14 protein-coding genes and 2 other annotated features (1 of these 16 running past the window's edge) are annotated in these 17486 nt (G+C 38.2%); of the genes, 8 read left to right on the top strand and 6 right to left on the bottom strand.

Going from position 1 to position 17486, the window contains the following annotated elements:
• The first annotated feature begins 125 nt into the window (after positions 1–125).
• Complete coding sequence (locus tag MHB48_RS14270; RefSeq protein ID WP_342598671.1) at positions 126–1448, top strand: malic enzyme-like NAD(P)-binding protein; 1323 nt, start codon at positions 126–128, stop codon at positions 1446–1448.
• Between the two features lie 776 nt (positions 1449–2224).
• Here the strand turns inward: MHB48_RS14270 and MHB48_RS14265 are convergent.
• The 4 genes from MHB48_RS14265 to MHB48_RS14250 all read right to left on the bottom strand — a co-directional run bounded on the left by MHB48_RS14265 (position 2225) and on the right by MHB48_RS14250 (position 5447).
• Positions 2225–2767, bottom strand: a complete 543-nt coding sequence (locus MHB48_RS14265) for an isoprenylcysteine carboxylmethyltransferase family protein (RefSeq protein ID WP_342598670.1) — start codon at positions 2765–2767, stop codon at positions 2225–2227.
• A gap of 1 nt (position 2768) precedes the next feature.
• On the bottom strand, positions 2769–3851 hold the full coding sequence (locus tag MHB48_RS14260; protein ID WP_342598669.1) for a 3-oxoacyl-[acyl-carrier-protein] synthase III C-terminal domain-containing protein: 1083 nt from the start codon (positions 3849–3851) through the stop codon (positions 2769–2771).
• A gap of 70 nt (positions 3852–3921) precedes the next feature.
• Entirely contained in the window at positions 3922–4491 is a 570-nt protein-coding gene (locus tag MHB48_RS14255; RefSeq protein WP_342598668.1) for a class I SAM-dependent methyltransferase, read from the bottom strand.
• Entirely contained in the window at positions 4488–5447 is a 960-nt protein-coding gene (locus MHB48_RS14250; RefSeq protein WP_342598667.1) for a TIGR01212 family radical SAM protein, read from the bottom strand. The genes MHB48_RS14255 and MHB48_RS14250 overlap by 4 nt, the downstream gene beginning before the upstream one ends.
• 122 nt (positions 5448–5569) lie before the next feature.
• On the opposite strand from MHB48_RS14250, the gene MHB48_RS14245 reads away from it, so the two are divergent.
• The 7 genes from MHB48_RS14245 to leuS all read left to right on the top strand — a co-directional run bounded on the left by MHB48_RS14245 (position 5570) and on the right by leuS (position 15335).
• Positions 5570–6739, top strand: coding sequence for an MFS transporter (locus MHB48_RS14245; RefSeq protein WP_342598666.1), 1170 nt, complete (start codon positions 5570–5572; stop codon positions 6737–6739).
• Between the two features lie 767 nt (positions 6740–7506).
• The gene (locus MHB48_RS14240; RefSeq protein WP_342598665.1) at positions 7507–8850 is read left to right on the top strand and encodes a sigma 54-interacting transcriptional regulator; all 1344 of its coding nucleotides are present in this window, start codon (positions 7507–7509) and stop codon (positions 8848–8850) included.
• A gap of 230 nt (positions 8851–9080) precedes the next feature.
• Positions 9081–9770 carry a CoA transferase subunit A gene (locus tag MHB48_RS14235; protein WP_342598664.1) on the top strand — a complete coding sequence of 230 codons (690 nt, stop codon included), beginning with the start codon at positions 9081–9083 and terminating at the stop codon, positions 9768–9770.
• 16 nt (positions 9771–9786) lie between these two features.
• Entirely contained in the window at positions 9787–10446 is a 660-nt protein-coding gene (locus MHB48_RS14230; protein WP_342598663.1) for a 3-oxoacid CoA-transferase subunit B, read from the top strand.
• A gap of 34 nt (positions 10447–10480) precedes the next feature.
• Positions 10481–11809, top strand: coding sequence for a GntP family permease (locus MHB48_RS14225; protein ID WP_342598662.1), 1329 nt, complete (start codon positions 10481–10483; stop codon positions 11807–11809).
• Between the two features lie 47 nt (positions 11810–11856).
• Positions 11857–12624, top strand: a complete 768-nt coding sequence (locus MHB48_RS14220) for a 3-hydroxybutyrate dehydrogenase (protein ID WP_342598661.1) — start codon at positions 11857–11859, stop codon at positions 12622–12624.
• Positions 12625–12667: 43 nt separating this feature from the next.
• Positions 12668–12881 (top strand) — a binding site (T-box leader).
• A 42-nt stretch (positions 12882–12923) separates the two neighbouring features.
• Entirely contained in the window at positions 12924–15335 is a 2412-nt protein-coding gene (gene leuS / locus MHB48_RS14215) for a leucine--tRNA ligase (protein WP_342598660.1), read from the top strand.
• 49 nt (positions 15336–15384) lie between these two features.
• Here the strand turns inward: leuS and MHB48_RS14210 are convergent, their stop codons facing one another.
• Both MHB48_RS14210 and trpE read right to left on the bottom strand, forming a co-directional pair.
• A complete protein-coding gene (locus MHB48_RS14210; RefSeq protein WP_342598659.1) occupies positions 15385–15957 on the bottom strand; it encodes an aminodeoxychorismate/anthranilate synthase component II in 573 nt (190 codons plus the stop codon).
• Positions 15954–17342, bottom strand: a complete 1389-nt coding sequence (trpE, locus tag MHB48_RS14205; RefSeq protein WP_342598658.1) for an anthranilate synthase component I — start codon at positions 17340–17342, stop codon at positions 15954–15956. The genes MHB48_RS14210 and trpE overlap by 4 nt, the downstream gene beginning before the upstream one ends.
• Before the next feature lie 99 nt (positions 17343–17441).
• Positions 17442–17486, bottom strand: a binding site (T-box leader); it runs 183 nt beyond the window's last position.

Genomic DNA, 17486 nt, shown 5'->3' with positions numbered 1-17486 from the left:
TGTAAAATCAAGGAGAGAGAAATTACTATTTTCATAACATAAAAGAATCTTCATTCTTTTCGAATGAAGATTCTTTTATGTTATAATTCAATGATGTAAATAGAGAAATATTAAGGAGATTTGACATGGAAAACCAACATATCATTCGTAATATAATAGTAGAAACACCTTCTAAGCCTGGTAACTTTGCTAAAGTTGCTACTGCAATTGGGATGGCTGATGGAGATATTGGGGACATTACTACTTTAAAAAGCGGAGCATTAACAACTATTCGAGATATTACAATCACTTGTAAATCTAAAAATCAATTGGATGAAGTTATTACTAATATTCAAGCTATTGAAAATGGAGTAAAGATTCATGCGGTCACTGATGATGTGTTGAAAGCACATGAAGGTGGTAAAATAGCTATGAAGAGTAGATTAGATGTTCGCTCACTAGGAGATTTACAACGAATTTACACACCTGGTGTTGCCAGTGTTTGTATGGATATTGTAGACAATCCTGAAAAAGCAAACTACTTTACGTCTATTGGGAGTTCAGTTGCAATTGTAACGGATGGAACAGCCATTTTAGGATTAGGTAATATTGGTCCAGTTGCTGGAATGCCTGTAATGGAAGGAAAAGCGGTATTATTAGACCAATTTGTTGGACTAAGCGGTATACCGATCTTATTAAACACTAGTGATCCGGATGAAGTAGTGGAGACAGTTAAACGTATTCATCAAGGGTTCGGAGCTATTTTACTAGAGGATATCGGATCTCCACATTGTTTTGAAATTGAAGAAAGATTAAAAGCAGAACTTCCTATACCGGTTATGCATGATGATCAGCATGGTACAGCTGTAGTTGCTTTGGCAGCAATTTTATCAGCTTGTAAGGCGACGAATGTAGACGTGAAAAAAGCCAAGATAGGTCAAATTGGTCTTGGAGCAGCTGGACTTGCGATTTGTCGTATGTTAATGGCATATGGAGTAGAAGAGGTATATGGTCTTGATCGTCAAGAAGAAGCTCAAAATCGCTTAATTGGATATGGTGGACAAACACTTCCATCACTAGAAGAAATGATGGAAACATGCGATGTAATTATCGCTACAACTGGGGTTTCTGGTCTTATTAAGCCAGAGATGGTTCGCCAAGGTCAAATTATTTTAGCACTTTCAAATCCGAACCCAGAGATTCTTCCATCTGCCGCAATTGCAGCCGGAGCAGCGTTTGCAGCCGATGGTCGTTCTGTAAATAATGTGATCGGCTTCCCTGGTATATTTAAAGGGGCATTAAATGCAGGTGCAAAGGAAATTACATATTCCATGTTAATTGCAGCAGCACAAGCAATAGTAGCACATACAAAACCTGGCGAGTTAATACCTAATCCACTAGATCCAACAGTACATCATCTAGTAGCCAGAGCGGTTGAAGAAGCACACAATAACGAAATCAATAATTAAGGTAGTAAATTAACCGATTATCAGAGGTAGTGTTACGTACCTAAAAAATTGCATCTTTGGATGCTTACTGTATAAGTAGGAAAGTGGAGATTCTTTCATTTCCAAAAGTTTTGGCACTTCTATTACAAGTAGCTATGGAGAGTGCCGGACGAACTACCACACGATTATCGAAAAAATGGGTCTGTCCAATAAGTCCATAAATTGAAGCAGGTGTAGAAAAAAGAGTCTTTTTCTACATCTGTTTTTTGTATACTTTTTATTAAAACTACTATTTTTTGTAGGCAATTGATTGTAGTGAAAGGCGGCGACTCCAGCGGGAATAGCAGATGTTTTCTGCACCGAAAGCGAAGCGGCAGGTGCATGAGCTGAAGGCCCCGCAGGAGCGAACAAAGGAACAAAGGCTAAGAACGCCACATCGTGTGGCAACGCCTTTGTGACCAACATCGTGTTGGCCTGAGGAGACTGAAGCCATGCCCGCGGAAAGCGTCCGTCTGGAACGGAAATCAATCCATTGGACAAGGGACCATCTCTCAGTCAATGTATGACTTTAGGGACAGCCCCATCAAGAAATCCAGGTGATGGTGTAGAACTCGTTCAGTTCCAAGCACTCCAAAAGCACCTATAAGTAGAGTGTCTAGTGAATTAACACCATTTTAATAAGCAATTTACTGGGTACTCTTGGTTAATCAACATGTGTGGTTACAAGTATATCTATATATTTGCGAAGAGCTTCGAGCAGGTGCAATTGAAATAATACAATAAAAAGAAGATTTCGGTTATGAAGCCGAAATCTTCTTTTTAAATTCTTTCGTATAATTAGTAGCTTCCATTAAGGCTTTTTCTTCAAGTGGAATTCGAACAGAAAGCATAGCAAGGTTTAATAAAGTAAAGGAGATAGCAGTTAAGTATGCTTGAAACATGATTGGCAAGAGTGCGATTTCAATACAAACGACTACGTAATTTGGATGTCGTATAAAAAGATATGGTCCTTTTGTAACCACATTGGCACCAGGTAAAATAATGATTTTAGTGTTCCAAAATTGACCTAAAGAAGTTAAACACCAAATGCGCAGGGCTTGAACAAGTAGAAAGATTAGAAAAAACAGCGGAAATAAAGGAGATATGCCTCGGTCAAAGATTAACACTTCAGCAATTAGGCAAACAAAAAAGCTAACATGAAGAGCAATCATATATGGATAATGAGAAGCACCCACCTCATAAGCCCCCTGAGCAAGCATACTCTTTTCATTTCGTTTGGCAACAAAAACCTCAATTAATCTTTGCGTGATGACTAGAGAAATGATAATGAAAAACAACAATTTAATCCCTCCACTTTAGTAAAAGTGCTTCTCCGCAAAATCCAGGACCTAATGCCACTAATAAACCGTAGTCATCTGGATTATTTTCCTGCATCATAAATTGCTCTAATACGTAGAGAACTGTTGGAGAAGACATATTGCCATGATTTTTTAACACTTCTCGAGAAATAAAGGTTTGGTTTTCTGCTAATTGAAGGGTTTTTTCGTACGCTTCCAGTACTTTTTTTCCTCCAGGATGCGCAACAAAATTTACGAGCTGATCTTTTCTAATTTCCTGTTCGTTTAAGAATTCATCTATGAATGGTCCAAGCCAACTGGAGATAATAGAAGGAATACTTTTCGAGAAAACTACATGTAATCCATTGTTTTTTATATCCCAACCCATGACATCTTCAGAATTAGGCATCCACTTAGAGGCTGTATTTATAATAGAAGGGACAGGTTTTTTAGTTGTAAGTATTACTTCATCTCCACAAACTAAAGCACAAGCTGCTCCATCTGCAAAAAGAGATGCTCCGATTAGATTGCTTTTAGAAAAGTCATTCGGTTGGAAGGTAAGACTACAAAGTTCCACACATACAACAAGTACTTTTGCAGTGGGATTGGCTTTACAATAGTCAAATGCTCTGCTAATCCCAGCAGCACCGCCAGCACAGCCTAACCCCCAAATTGGGATCCGTTTCATCCTGTCTGAAAAGGGAAGATGGTTCATCACACGTGCATCAATGCTCGGAGTAGATATTCCGGTGCTACTTACAAAGATAATTGTGTCAATTTCTTCGGGAGAAATGGAATTTTCTAAGAAAGAATTGTTTTGAAGGCATGCTCGAATTACTTCTACGCTATATTTGGTAGCCAAGTCTATATATATATTATTGCGTTCTTCAAAAGAATGCTCTGTTTGATGCCATTCTAATGGAACGCAAAAATTACGAGTTTTAATATCCCCATTTTCAAATACTTTTAATAAGCGTTCAAGCTGTGAAATTTTATCTTGAAAAAGCTCTTTTGTAAGTTGTTCAATATTTGATTGTTCTAATGCATACGGAGGATTATATGTACTAACAGAAGTAATTTTGGGCAAGGCAATTCTCCTTTTTTTAATGTTAGTTTCTCCATATTCTCTCTCTATATACAAAGAGGTGTATTTAGATTTAATTAGCTTTCATTTTTTCTATTACAATAATAAAAGGTGGATGGTTTTGTTGATTTAAAAATTGATATGATAGCACATGTGCAAAAGATTGAGGTAATTGCTGTACGAAAGATATTATTTCGTCTTTTTCTTGTTTACCACCCTCATGCCCATGATAAACTACCAAAACAATTAATCCCCCAATCTTTAATAGATCTAGAAGTGATTCAATTGCCTGAATAGTAGATGCTCCTCTTGTCACGACGTCTTGATTGCTGCCAGGCAAATATCCTAAATTAAAAATGGCTGCAGACACTTCGGAATGTACATAATTCGAAACATTTTCATGGCCATCTTGAATAAGTGTCGTGCGTGTCTTCAAATTCGCTTGTTCCAACTTTTCTGCAGTAGCTTGAATGGCTTCTTCTTGTACATCAAATGCATATACATGTCCATTTTCACCTACTAACTCAGCTAAAAATAATGTATCATGTCCATTGCCTGCAGTTGCATCCACTACGGAATCACCTGCTTCAATAACACTAGTTAATAATTCTTTCGCATATGGCAGTATTCGTTTTAATTTCATTTTAAGGCACCAGTCTTTTCAAAAAATTTCCCTTGATAGCTATCACGAGTTGCTAACTCTGCATCAATTCCATTTAGCACATCCCATTTGTTGACACTCCACATAGGTCCAATCATTAGATCAATAGGTCCATCCCCTGTAATGCGATGTATAATCATCTCTGGTGGCAAGATTTCTAATTGGTCTGCAACGAGCTGAATATAGGGATCTCGTTCCATAAAATCCAACATTCCTTTTTCATATTGCTTGACCATTGGAGTTCCTTTAAGCAAATGAAGTAAATGAATTTTAATACCTTGCACATCAAGTTTGGCTACTTCTCTAGCTGTTTCCATCATCATGTCGCGGTCTTCTAAAGGTAAGCCATTGATAATATGCGTGCATATTCGGATATTATGCTTTCTTAATTTGTTTACCCCTTCCACATAAGTAGCATAGTCATGGGCACGATTAACAAGCTTTGCTGTTCTTTCATGCACCGTTTGAAGACCAAGCTCTACCCATAAATAAGTACGCTTATTTAACTCGGCTAAATATTCCACTACGTCATCTGGTAAACAATCGGGTCGTGTAGCAATCGAAATCCCCACAACCCCTTCCAAAGCAAGAGCTGCTTCAAATTTTTCTTTGAGTACTGGAAGGGGAGCATGCGTATTTGTGTATGCTTGAAAGAATGCGATATATTTTCCTGTTTTCCACTTTTCATGCATCTTTACTTTAATTTTTTCAAATTGTACTGGAATCGGATCTACTTTATCTCCAGCGAAATCTCCACTACCAGCTACACTGCAAAATGTGCATCCTCCATAAGCCACAGTGCCGTCTCTATTGGGACAATCAAACCCAGCGTCTAATGCTACTTTAAAAATTTTCATATCAAATATATTTCGTAAATAACGATTCCATGTATAATATCGTTTTCCATCAGATGGAAAAGGAAGGTTGTTTTTCTCCATGTTCATTCACTCCTTAACAGGCTTATTTTAACACGTCTTTTTATATTTTTGTGAAACCTTCTTGAAGTGTTCTGCGAAAAGGAATACACTATTCTGAGCGTAGGGAGAAAAGAGGTGGTAGAATGCCAAAAGCTGTATGGTTTTTGATAGTAGGAATGTTTGTTAATACGATGGGAAATTCATTTTTGTGGCCTTTACATACTATTTATATACATGATTATCTTGGACAAACTCTCACGATGGCTGGAATTGTTTTAATGATTAATGCTGGTGCTGGGGTCATAGGAAACTTGTTAGGTGGATTTTTATTTGACCGTATTGGTGGTTATAAATCCATTATGATCGGTATTATTATTTCAATAATTGCTTTAGCATTCTTAATATTTTGGCATGGGTGGCCAGAATATATTTGGTTTGTTGCAATTTTAGGATTTAGTGGAGGGATTATTTTTCCTAGCATGTATGCGATGGTTGGAAGTGTTTGGCCAGAAGGCGGGAGAAAAGCCTTTAATGCTATTTATTTGGCACAAAACCTTGGGGTGGCCCTTGGACCAGCTATTGCAGGTCTTGTGGCTGAAAATAATATAAATAATATTTTTATAGCAAATCTATTTACATATGTATTATTTTTATTTATTGCTTGGTTTTTTTACCGAAAAATCAAGGTGGCATCGAATCTACATGCAACTGTTTCGAATGAGCAAAAGAATAGGAATCAGAAAGCACCTTTTTATGCAATGCTGATTGTGTCAGTTGGCTATTTGCTTACGTGGATTGTATATGTACAGTGGACTTCGACTATCTCTACTCATGTGTTAGATTTAGGCATTTCGCTAAAACAGTATAGTTTATTATGGACGATAAATGGAGCACTTATATTAGCAGGTCAACCACTTATCAAACCGATTATTAGCCGATTAGAGCATAAGATAAAAACACAAATGGTTATTGGTATCGTGATTTTCATGGGATCATTTGTCGTTGTAGCTTTTGCAGAAAGCTATGCAATGTTTATTACATCAATGGTGATTCTTACCGTTGGTGAAATGTTTGTGTGGCCAGCGGTACCAACCTTAGCAGATCAGTTAGCACCTAAGGGAAAAGAAGGATTTTATCAGGGGATTGTAAATAGTATGGCGACAGTTGGACGGATGATCGGACCTTTTATAGGAGGAATTCTTGTGGAAGCTCACGGTACTCCTATGATGATCCTAATCCTTACATGCTTGCTGTTTTTTGCTATCTTTACAACCATCATTTACGATTTACCACTTAAAAAGCGCACCGAATGAAATATTCGATGCGCTTAGCTTGTCGATATATGCATTTTTATTAATCAAAATGTATTAAGAACATAGTGATTATTGTGCTTTTCCTGTAGCATTCGCTCCAGGCTGGCGCTTTCCGCGGGCTCGCGCTTAGCCTCCTCGGCATGCCTGCGGGGTCTTGGACTGTCTCGCTGTCCCGCAGGAGTCGCCGCCTTCCGCTTATTTTTAACTTCACTAAACAGAAAAGTGGACAATTAAAGCCTATTCACTTGATGAGATGGGATAGTCAATCCGTTATTTTTATCAGGATATTCCGAGAAACATTGATTGATCACAGCATCTCTTCAGATTTCCACTTTCAACTTTTGAAAAATAGGCAGGGCCCGCCACGGAGACACCTGTGGGAATAGCTTGAGCTGAAGACCCCGCAGGAACGGTAGTGACGAGGAGGCTGAAGCCAAGCCCACGGAAAGCGAAGTGGCGGGCCCCGCTGATTCTCATATACATCTCTATTCATTGTAAAACGAATTTGTCTACAGTCTGAGCGCACCGAATGAAATATTCGATGCGCTTTTGTTATGGGGAATGTAGTAATTGTTATTCAAGCGCTGAAACGAGCATAGTAAGGTATAATCCAGACAAATCCAGATTTTATCCGAGCATACCCCCTTTTACTAATTTACTAATCTATAATAGCTAAGAGGTAATTTTACTATTCAGAGATTAGTAATTGCTTAGTTGTCTGATATTTGAGAATATAAAATTAAGATGTTTAAAAAGGAGGGGATAGAGTGGAATCTCTATTGAAAAACTTATCTGCATCCGTGCTTGCTCAAATATTAGAAAATGCTTTCCAGTGGTTTGTTGTTGTAGATAAGCAATCCAATATACTCTATATCAACGAAGAGTATTGCCGCTTCCTAGAAGTAAAGAGAGAGAATGCAATCGGCCAACCAGTTGAGGATGTGATAGAAAATACAAAAATGTATGAAGTAATTAAGTCGGGAATAGCACATATTGCTTCCCCTCACTATATTAAAGGAACTTATATGCTCGCGAATCGTGTCCCGCTGGTTGTCGAAGGAGAAATTGTTGGGGCTTATGGTAGCGTAATATTTCGAGATATGTCCGATTGGAAAAAGCTAAGTTCTCACGTTCGAACAACAATGGAGCGCATTCAATTTAACAAAGAGGACAATAGTTATAAGGAGTATCGTTTAGCGGATATTAAAGGTACTTCTTCGGCAATGCGCAAAATAAAAGAAACGGTAGAAATGATTGCACCAAGTGACTTACCGGTTTTAATTGAAGGAGAAAGTGGAACTGGAAAAGAAATCTTTGCACATAGTATACATCAACTTTCAGAACGTTCAGATGCCCCTTTTGTTAAGGTAAATTGTGCAGCAGTACCACCAGAGTTATTAGAACAAGAATTGTTTGGAAAGATAGATGACCTAACTGGACAAATTCGAAAGGGAAGATATAAGCAAGCGGATAAAGGGACTCTTTTTATTGATGAAATTAGTGCACTCCCCCTTACATTGCAAGCCAAGCTTTTGCGTGCCATGCAGGACGGTGAGATTTTTTCTATACTTTCAGAGCAAGGGGAAAAAGTAAATGTCCGAATTTTAGCTTCATCGAATCTATCTTTATCCAAGCTTGTTGAAGAAAAAAAATTTCGAGAAGATCTATTTTATCGTATTCAAGCAATTACTTTATGGATTCCACCCCTACGAGATCGCATGGAGGATTTCACAGAGCTTCTTAACTTTTTTTTACAGAAGTTTGTTGTACAGGCGGGCCGAAGAAAAGTTGTGTTAGCTACGAAAACTAGAGATATACTTCAATCTTACCACTGGCCAGGGAATGTTCGAGAATTGCAAAATGTTTTGCAGGCAGCTGTTTATTTAGCAGAGGATGACATTATTATGCCATCTGCACTTCCTGCACAGGTAAAGAAGCGAGATGCAATGTCCTTTCAAGCAACTGGGAAGTTAGCGGATATTTTAGTTCAAGTAGAAAAAAATATCCTTAGAGATCTACTTGAAGGAGAAACAGATAAAGTGTTAGTTGCTAAACAGTTGGGAATAAGTAGATCAACTCTTTATGAAAAAATAAAAAAATATAACTTATGACCTAATTCCGGTTTTTTGGACTACAATCCAGAAAATCGGAATTTTATATTTGCCGTAAACTATAATGTAACTTTATTTTATTGCAATAAAATTCCGATGTTTCAGATTTTAAAGGAAATTTTGAGTCTAAAAGTTGTCACAAGTGCTATTGCTCGAATATTTTGAATATGTTTTAATAACCTATGAAAGCGCTTTTATTATAGTGTCAATAATGTAAGGGGGACGTTCCAATGAAACCGATATATTCTTCTGCAGAGGAAGCGGTAATGGAAATTCAAGATGGTGCAACAATAATGGTCGGTGGTTTCGGTTTGGTAGGAATTCCGGAACAACTAATTCTTGCGCTAGTGGAGAAAGGTGTTAAGGATTTAACTGTCATTTCAAACAACTGTGGAGTCGATGAATGGGGATTAGGGCTTTTATTGAATAACAAGCAAATAAAAAAAATGATTGGTTCTTATGTAGGAGAAAATAAAGAATTTGAACGACAAGTATTAGCAGGTGAGATTGAAGTAGAGTTAACTCCTCAAGGAACGCTTGCAGAAAAAATTAGAGCTGGTGGAGCAGGTATCCCAGCATTTTTCACGCCAGCAGGAGTTGGCACACCGATAGCAGATGGAAAAGAGATTCGTATTTTTGATGGGAAAGAGTATGTTTTAGAAGAATCTTTACGTGCAGATTTTGCTCTTATTCGTGCTGCTAAGGCAGATAAATTTGGAAATCTAATCTATAACAAAACGGCACAAAACTTTAATCCAATGATGGCGGCGGCAGGAAAGTTTACAATTGCTGAAGTAGAAGAGATTGTGGAAACAGGGAATTTAGCTCCTTCCACTATTCATACACCAAGCATTTATGTACAAGGACTGTTACAAGCTGAACAAGAAAAACGGATTGAACGATTAATGACACGTTCATAGATGGGAGGAATGTAAAGTGACTTTATCAAGCAGAGAACGAATTGCAATTCGTGCAGAGAAAGAAATTGATGATGGGAATTACGTGAATTTAGGCATAGGTATTCCTACACTAGTTGCCAATTATATTTCACCAAATAAGACGGTAGTGTTGCAATCGGAAAACGGGTTGCTTGGCATTGGGCCGTATCCAACTGAAGAAGAAGTAGATCCAGATTTAATCAATGCTGGGAAAGAAACCGTGACAACGATACCGGGTTCTGCATTCTTCTCAAGTGCGGAATCATTTGCCATGATACGTGGAGGACATGTCGATGTGGCAATTCTAGGAGGTATGGAGGTTTCTGAAAAAGGAGATCTAGCCAACTGGATGATACCTGGAAAAATGATTAAGGGCATGGGTGGTGCTATGGATCTAGTGCATGGTGCCAAAAAAATTATCGTTATTATGGATCATGTAGCTAAGGACGGTTCACCAAAAATAAAAAAATCATGTTCCCTTCCTTTGACAGGTAAAGGGGTAGTCAACAAAATTATTACGGAACGTGCCACTATTGAAGTGACACCAGAAGGACTTGTACTGCGAGAAGTGTTTGAGGGGTTCACTGTACAAGACATCATTGATTCCACAGAAGCTCCATTAAATATAGATAATGTGCAAGAAAATGTTAGATTTTAACTCATCTTTATAAAACAATCGGGGGGATTTGTTCATGGAAGCATTAAGTATGATCGGCCTTATTGGAGGCTTAGCTTTACTTATCATCTTGACAATGAAAGGTGTAAATATATTAATAGCAGGACCAATATCTGCATTGCTAGTTGCGGTGACGAGTGGAATGCCGTTATTTAAGCAGTTGGCTGGTGAAGGAGAAGCTGATTTTGTAACAAGTTATATGACAGGTTTTACAGGGTTTATAGCGTCCTGGTATATGATGTTCTTACTAGGGGCTGTCTTTGGTAAAGTCATGGAAGATAGCGGAGCAGCAGATTCAGTGTCCAAATGGATTGTCGATAAATTAGGGATGAAATATGCAGTACTTGCCATCGTTATCGCCTGTGCCGTTCTTACATATGGAGGCGTAAGTCTGTTCGTTGTTGCATTCTCTGTATACCCAATGGCAATTTCATTGTTTAAGCAAGCAGACTTACCACGACGTTTTATTCCAGCGACATTAGCATTAGGTTCAGTTACGTTTACGATGACATCCGCAGGATCTCCTGAAATACAAAACTGGATTCCGATTCAATTTTTAGGAACCAACGCTTATGCAGGGTGGGAAGTAAGTATTATAGTAGCAGCATTTATGGCGATTTTTGGATATTGGTGGCTGAAACGTATTATCCAGGGAGCTGTTAATAAAGGTGAAAGATTTATGGGGCGTGAGACGGACCCAACATTTGATACGTCAAGAAGTTTACCTAATCCATTTTTAGCTATGATTCCTTTACTTGTTGTGTTAGTGATTTCATATATCTTCCATGATAAACTTGCGCAATCTGCCTTGATTATAGCGCTACTTGGAGGAGTTATCGCAACTTATTTTGTAGGCAGAAAGTATTCGAAAAATTTCTGGGAGGCATTTTCAGCTGGTACTGTGGGGGCAATTATTGCAATCGGTAATACTGCAGCAGTTGTTGGTTTCGGAGGAGTTGCAAAAAATGTACCTGCATTCACAACTGCTGTTGAAGCAATGACAAATATTCCAGGCTCTCCTTTAATCGGAGCTGCTATTGCGGTATCCGTAATTGCTGGTATGACTGGATCTTCCTCTGGCGGTCAAACAATCGCTTTACCATTATTGGCGCCACATTATATGGATATGGGTGTAAATCCTGAAGCGTTGCACAGGGTAGTCGCAATTTCATCAGGTGCACTTGATTCATTGCCACATAATGGATACGTAGTAACTACCATTCAATCAATCTGTGGAGAAAAACATAGTGCGGCATATTGGTCCGTAGCTGCAACTACTGTAGTAGTGCCAGCACTAGGAGTAGTTATTGCAATTATATTATTCTCTCTTGGTTTAGGTATTTAATTTTTTCAGCCCAAAGAGCTTAATGGCTGATTTTTGGAGGTAAACGTATGGTAAAAGATAGAGTACTTCTCATCACTGGAGCAGCTCAAGGGATAGGGTTTGAAGTTGCACAGGAATTTTATAAAGCTGGTGCGAAGGTTGTTTTAACTGATATTAATGAAGAGAAGGTAAAACGCGCTGCATCATCACTTGGTGATGATGTACTTGGTGTGAAATGTGATGTGACAAACGAAGAAGATATTATTCATTCTATTAATAGAACGTTAGAAGAGTATGGACGAATTGATATATTAATAAATAATGCTGGAATGCAGCACGTTGCAATGCTAGAAGACTTCCCAACAGAACGCTTCGAACTATTAGTGAAAATTATGCTAACAGCACCATTTGTTGCAATTAAGCATGTTCTCCCACATATGCGTAAGGAAGGCTTTGGAAGGATCATCAATATGGCTTCTATAAATGGTTTAATCGGCTTTGCTGGGAAAGCAGCCTATAATTCTGCCAAGCATGGTGTAATTGGTTTAACAAAAGTCGCTGCACTGGAAACAGCTGCCGATGGAATTACAGTAAACGCAGTTTGCCCAGGATATGTGGATACACCACTTGTACGTAACCAATTCCTGGATCTTGCAAGCACACGTAATGTTCCAGTTGAATCCGTTCTAGAGGAAGTATTATTTCCTTTAGTTCCTCAGAAACGTTTGTTAGATGTGAAGGAAATTGCTGATCTAACCTTATTTTTAGCAAGTGATGCAGCAAAAGGAATGACAGGTCAAGCAGTTGTATTAGATGGTGGATACACGTCGCAATAAAAACTTGCTATTTCATGATATTTCCTCTAAAATACGAAGTAATAACAAGACGTCGACAAGGATTAGTAAATAGACTGTATTTCTTTAGAGAGCTAACGGTTGGTGAAAGTTAGTGAAATGCCCTATTGAACTCGCCTTTGAGTCTGTATAAGTGAACGAAGAGTAGCTTATACCGTTTTCCGCGTTAAGGAATCAAGTTGAGTGAAGTTTTCACTAATTTGGGTGGTACCGCGTGAGTATATACTCTCGTCCCTTAGTTTTTTAAGGGGCGAGTTTTTTTAATTTGAGGAGGAATTTTAATGAGCTTTAATCATGAAGTAATCGAAAAAAAATGGCAAAATTATTGGAATGAAAACAAGACGTATAAAATGATCGATGACCCTTCGAAACCTAAATTTTATGCATTAGATATGTTCCCATATCCTTCTGGAGTTGGTTTGCACGTTGGTCATCCACTAGGTTATATTGCTACAGACATTTTAAGTGCATTCAAACGTAAGCAAGGTTATAACGTACTTCATCCGATGGGTTGGGATGCTTTCGGACTTCCTGCAGAGCAGTATGCAATCGATACGGGTAACGACCCTGCAGAATTTACAGCAAAGAATATCGCTACATTTAAACGCCAAATGACGGATCTTGGTTTTTCATTTGACTGGGATAGAGAAGTAAATACGACTGATCCATCTTACTATAAATGGACGCAATGGATTTTTATCCAGCTCTACAAAAAAGGGTTAGCTTATGTTGATGAAGTGCCAGTAAACTGGTGTCCTGCATTAGGAACTGTTTTGGCAAATGAAGAAGTAATAGATGGATTATCAGAGCGTGGGGGACATCCAGTAGAACGCCGCCCAATGCGTCAATGGGTACTTCGTATAACTGCTTATGCAGATAGACTTTTAGAAGATTTAGATGACCTTGACTGGCCAGAAAGCTTAAAAGAAATGCAACGTAACTGGATTGGCCGTTCAGGAGGTGCTGAGCTAGACTTTGAAGTAGACGGCACGAATGAATCGTTCCGTGCTTTTACAACTCGCCCAGATACTATTTTTGGTGCAACTTACGCAGTATTGGCGCCAGAACATAAGCTAGTAGATGCGATTACGACTGCTGAACAGATGGATGCAGTGCAAGCTTATAAAGATCAAGTAAAACTGAAAAGTGATTTAGAGCGTACCGACCTTGCAAAACATAAGACAGGTGTATTCACTGGCGCTTATGCAATCAATCCAGTAAGCGGAGAAAAAATGCCAATTTGGATTGCTGATTATGTATTGGCGACATACGGAACAGGTGCAATTATGGCAGTTCCCGCCCATGATGAGCGTGATTATGAATTTGCAAAACAATTCGATTTACCAATTGTAGAAGTTGTTTCTGGTGGAAGTATCGAGGAATCGGCTTATACAGAAGATGGTACACTTATTAACTCAGATTTCTTAAATGGTTTAAACAAAGAACAAGCGATTGCCAAAGCAATTGAATGGTTTGAAGCAAACGGAAAAGGTGAAAAGAAAATTACGTATCGTCTACGCGATTGGTTATTTAGCCGTCAACGCTATTGGGGTGAACCAATTCCAATTATCCATTGGGAAGATGGTACTTCAACAGCAGTAGATGAATCTGAACTACCACTAATGTTGCCAGTAACAACGGATATTAAGCCAAGTGGAACAGGCGAATCACCACTTGCAAATATTACAGAATGGGTAAACGTTGTAGACCCAGTAACAGGGAAAAAAGGACGTCGTGAAACTAATACGATGCCACAATGGGCAGGTAGCTGCTGGTATTACTTACGTTATATCGATCCTAACAATGACGAAGCACTAATTGATCCAGAACTAGTGAAACGCTGGCTTCCTGTAGATATTTATGTAGGTGGAGCAGAGCATGCTGTATTGCATTTATTGTACGCGCGTTTCTGGCATAAATTCCTTTATGACATTGGTGTTGTCACAACGAAAGAGCCATTCCAAAAGCTATTTAACCAGGGTATGATTCTTGGGGAGAATAATGAAAAAATGTCTAAATCAAAAGGAAATGTAGTGAATCCGGATGATATCGTGAAAAGTCATGGTGCTGATTCTCTTCGTTTATATGAAATGTTCATGGGACCACTTGATTCTTCTAAACCATGGTCCACAAACGGACTTGACGGATCAAGAAGATTCCTAGATCGTATTTGGCGTTTGTTGGTCGATGAGAATGGGAAGCTTAGCACTAAAGTAAGTGATACTTCCTCGGAAAATATGGAAAAAGTGTATCACCAAACAGTCAAAAAAGTGACAGAAGACTATGAAGCAATGCATTATAATACTGCTATTTCACAAATGATGGTATTCATTAATGAAGGATATAAAGCAGACCTTATCGCGAAAGAGTATGTAGAAGGATTTGTGAAACTAATTTCTCCAATCGTACCGCATATTGCAGAAGAGCTTTGGAGTATTTTGGGGCATGAGGATACAATTACGTATGAATCATGGCCTACGTTTGATGAGTCAAAATTAGTGGACAATGAAGTGGAAATTCCTGTACAAATTAAAGGGAAAGTACGCGCGAAGTTACTTGTTGCTAAAGATGCTACGAAAGATGAATTGGAAGCATTAGCACTTGCTTCGGAACAAGTTCAACAATGGCTTGAAGGGCAAGAAGTGAAGAAAATCATTGCAATCCCAGGTAAAATGGTGAATATCGTTATTTGATAAAACAAAAGCTGCTTAGTCTCTAATTTTGAGATTAAGCAGCTTTTTACTATTTAATTGTATCTATAAACGCTTGAATTAATTGATCTCCTTGCTCTGTTCCAATAGATTCTGGATGAAATTGAAGTCCATAAACTGGGTAGTCTCGATGCTTAATGGCCATAATTTCCTTATCATCTTCTGCTCTAGCAAGTACTTCTAATTTGTCACATAATGTTTGTTCGTCAATGACAAGTGAATGATATCGCATAACAGAAAACGGTTCGTTCAACTTCGCGAATAAGGATGAGTGATTATGTTCAACCGTTGATAACTTTCCGTGCATGATGGTTTTGGCCTGTATAATATCTGCCCCAAATGCTGCTCCAATGGATTGATGTCCTAAACAGATTCCGAGGATTGGATATTTTTCATGTAGTTGTTGAATTACTTCGATCGATATACCAGCCTCTGAAGGATTCCCAGGGCCAGGAGATATAATTATCGCTTCAGGTTGTAGATTTTCAATTTCTTCGATTGTTATGGCGTCATTTCGCACTACTTGTACTTCTTTACCAAGGCTACTCACTTGTTGAAATAAATTATACGTAAAGGAATCGTAATTATCGATTAACAAAATCATCGTTGCACCTCCAGGAGTGCTTTCGCTTTATTCAATGTTTCTTCGTATTCACTTTGCGGTATGGAATCAAACACAATTCCTGCTCCTGCTTGAACATGTGCTTGATGATTTTTTACAACCATCGTACGAATAGCAAGGGCTAAATCCATGTCACCAGTTACGGAGATATAGCCGACAGCTCCTGCATAAACACCACGTTTTGTATTTTCTAACTGATTAATGATTTGCATCGCTCGGATTTTTGGCGCACCAGAAACAGTACCTGCTGGCAAACATGCAGTTAACACATCTAATAAATGAGTGTCTTCTTTTAAACGGCCAGTTACTTCTGAGACGATATGCATGACATATTTATAGTATTCTATTTTCATATATTTTTGGATTTTTACAGAGCCAATTTCTGAAATGCGGCCAATATCATTGCGTCCAAGATCAACTAACATACGATGTTCCGCAATTTCTTTTTCGTCATTCAGCAATTCTCTTGCTATTTGTGCATCCTCCTTAGGCGTTTTTCCACGAGGCTTTGTACCAGCAATCGGATTAGTTGTTACTAATCTGTTATTTACCTTTACTAAGCTCTCAGGTGAAGTACCTAATATCGTATATGTCTCAAAGTCCATATAAAACATATAGGGAGATGGATTCGAAGTGCGTAACTTACGATAAAGTGTAAATGGATTCCCTTTAAAGGGAGAAGTAAATCGTTGCGATAATACTATTTGAAATACATCGCCTTTCACAATATGTTCTTTTGCTTTTTCGACCATTTGTACAAATGCTGTCTCGTCAATCATTGGTTGAAATGCAAGCATTGCTTCCGTTTCATCTTCATGAATAAGACCTTTTTGTAAATCAGAACAGATGAATTCAATTGCATCGGACATTTCCTTTTGTGTCCGACCTTTTTGAAATAGATCAATTGCCGCAACCGTTACTGATTGCTTTAAATGATCATACACAACAAACGTATCGTAAAACATGAGATGGATATCTGGCATTTCTAATTCATCTTGCAATAGTTCCCCGATTTTCTCACAATAAAAAGCAGTTTCATAACCAAAAAAACCTATCGCTCCTCCAAAGAAAGAAAAGGGATAGCTTTCCTCATGAAAAGGTATCATCCTTTTTAATTTTTCTAAAATAGAACCTGTACCTTTTTCTAATTGTTCTCCATTTACTTGTAGAGTATATCCTGACTGATCCCCAATTATTTCTGCAATTGGATTTAACGCAATAAATGAATAACGACCACTTTCCTCATGCTTAGCAGATGATTCAAATAACATCTTTTTCTTTCCATTTAAGGAATGATAAATGGAAATAGGCGTCATCATATCTCCTTCGATTTCTTTCATTTCAAAGCTTCTCGTCTCAACTGTCATAACTCAGCTCTCCTTCTCTCTGCTCGGCTCTACTTGTATTCATTTGGCGTTTGGTCACCAGCTGAATAATGTTAAAAGAATACAAAAAGGCCCTCCATCGTAAAGGACGGAGAGCCGTGGTGCCACCTTTATTGATTACTATTG

Source organism: Psychrobacillus sp. FSL H8-0483 (genome assembly GCF_038637725.1).
Taxonomy (GTDB): domain Bacteria; phylum Bacillota; class Bacilli; order Bacillales_A; family Planococcaceae; genus Psychrobacillus.
Note: the sequence above shows the minus strand (reverse complement) of the source record. Positions and strands in the feature narration are given on the sequence as shown.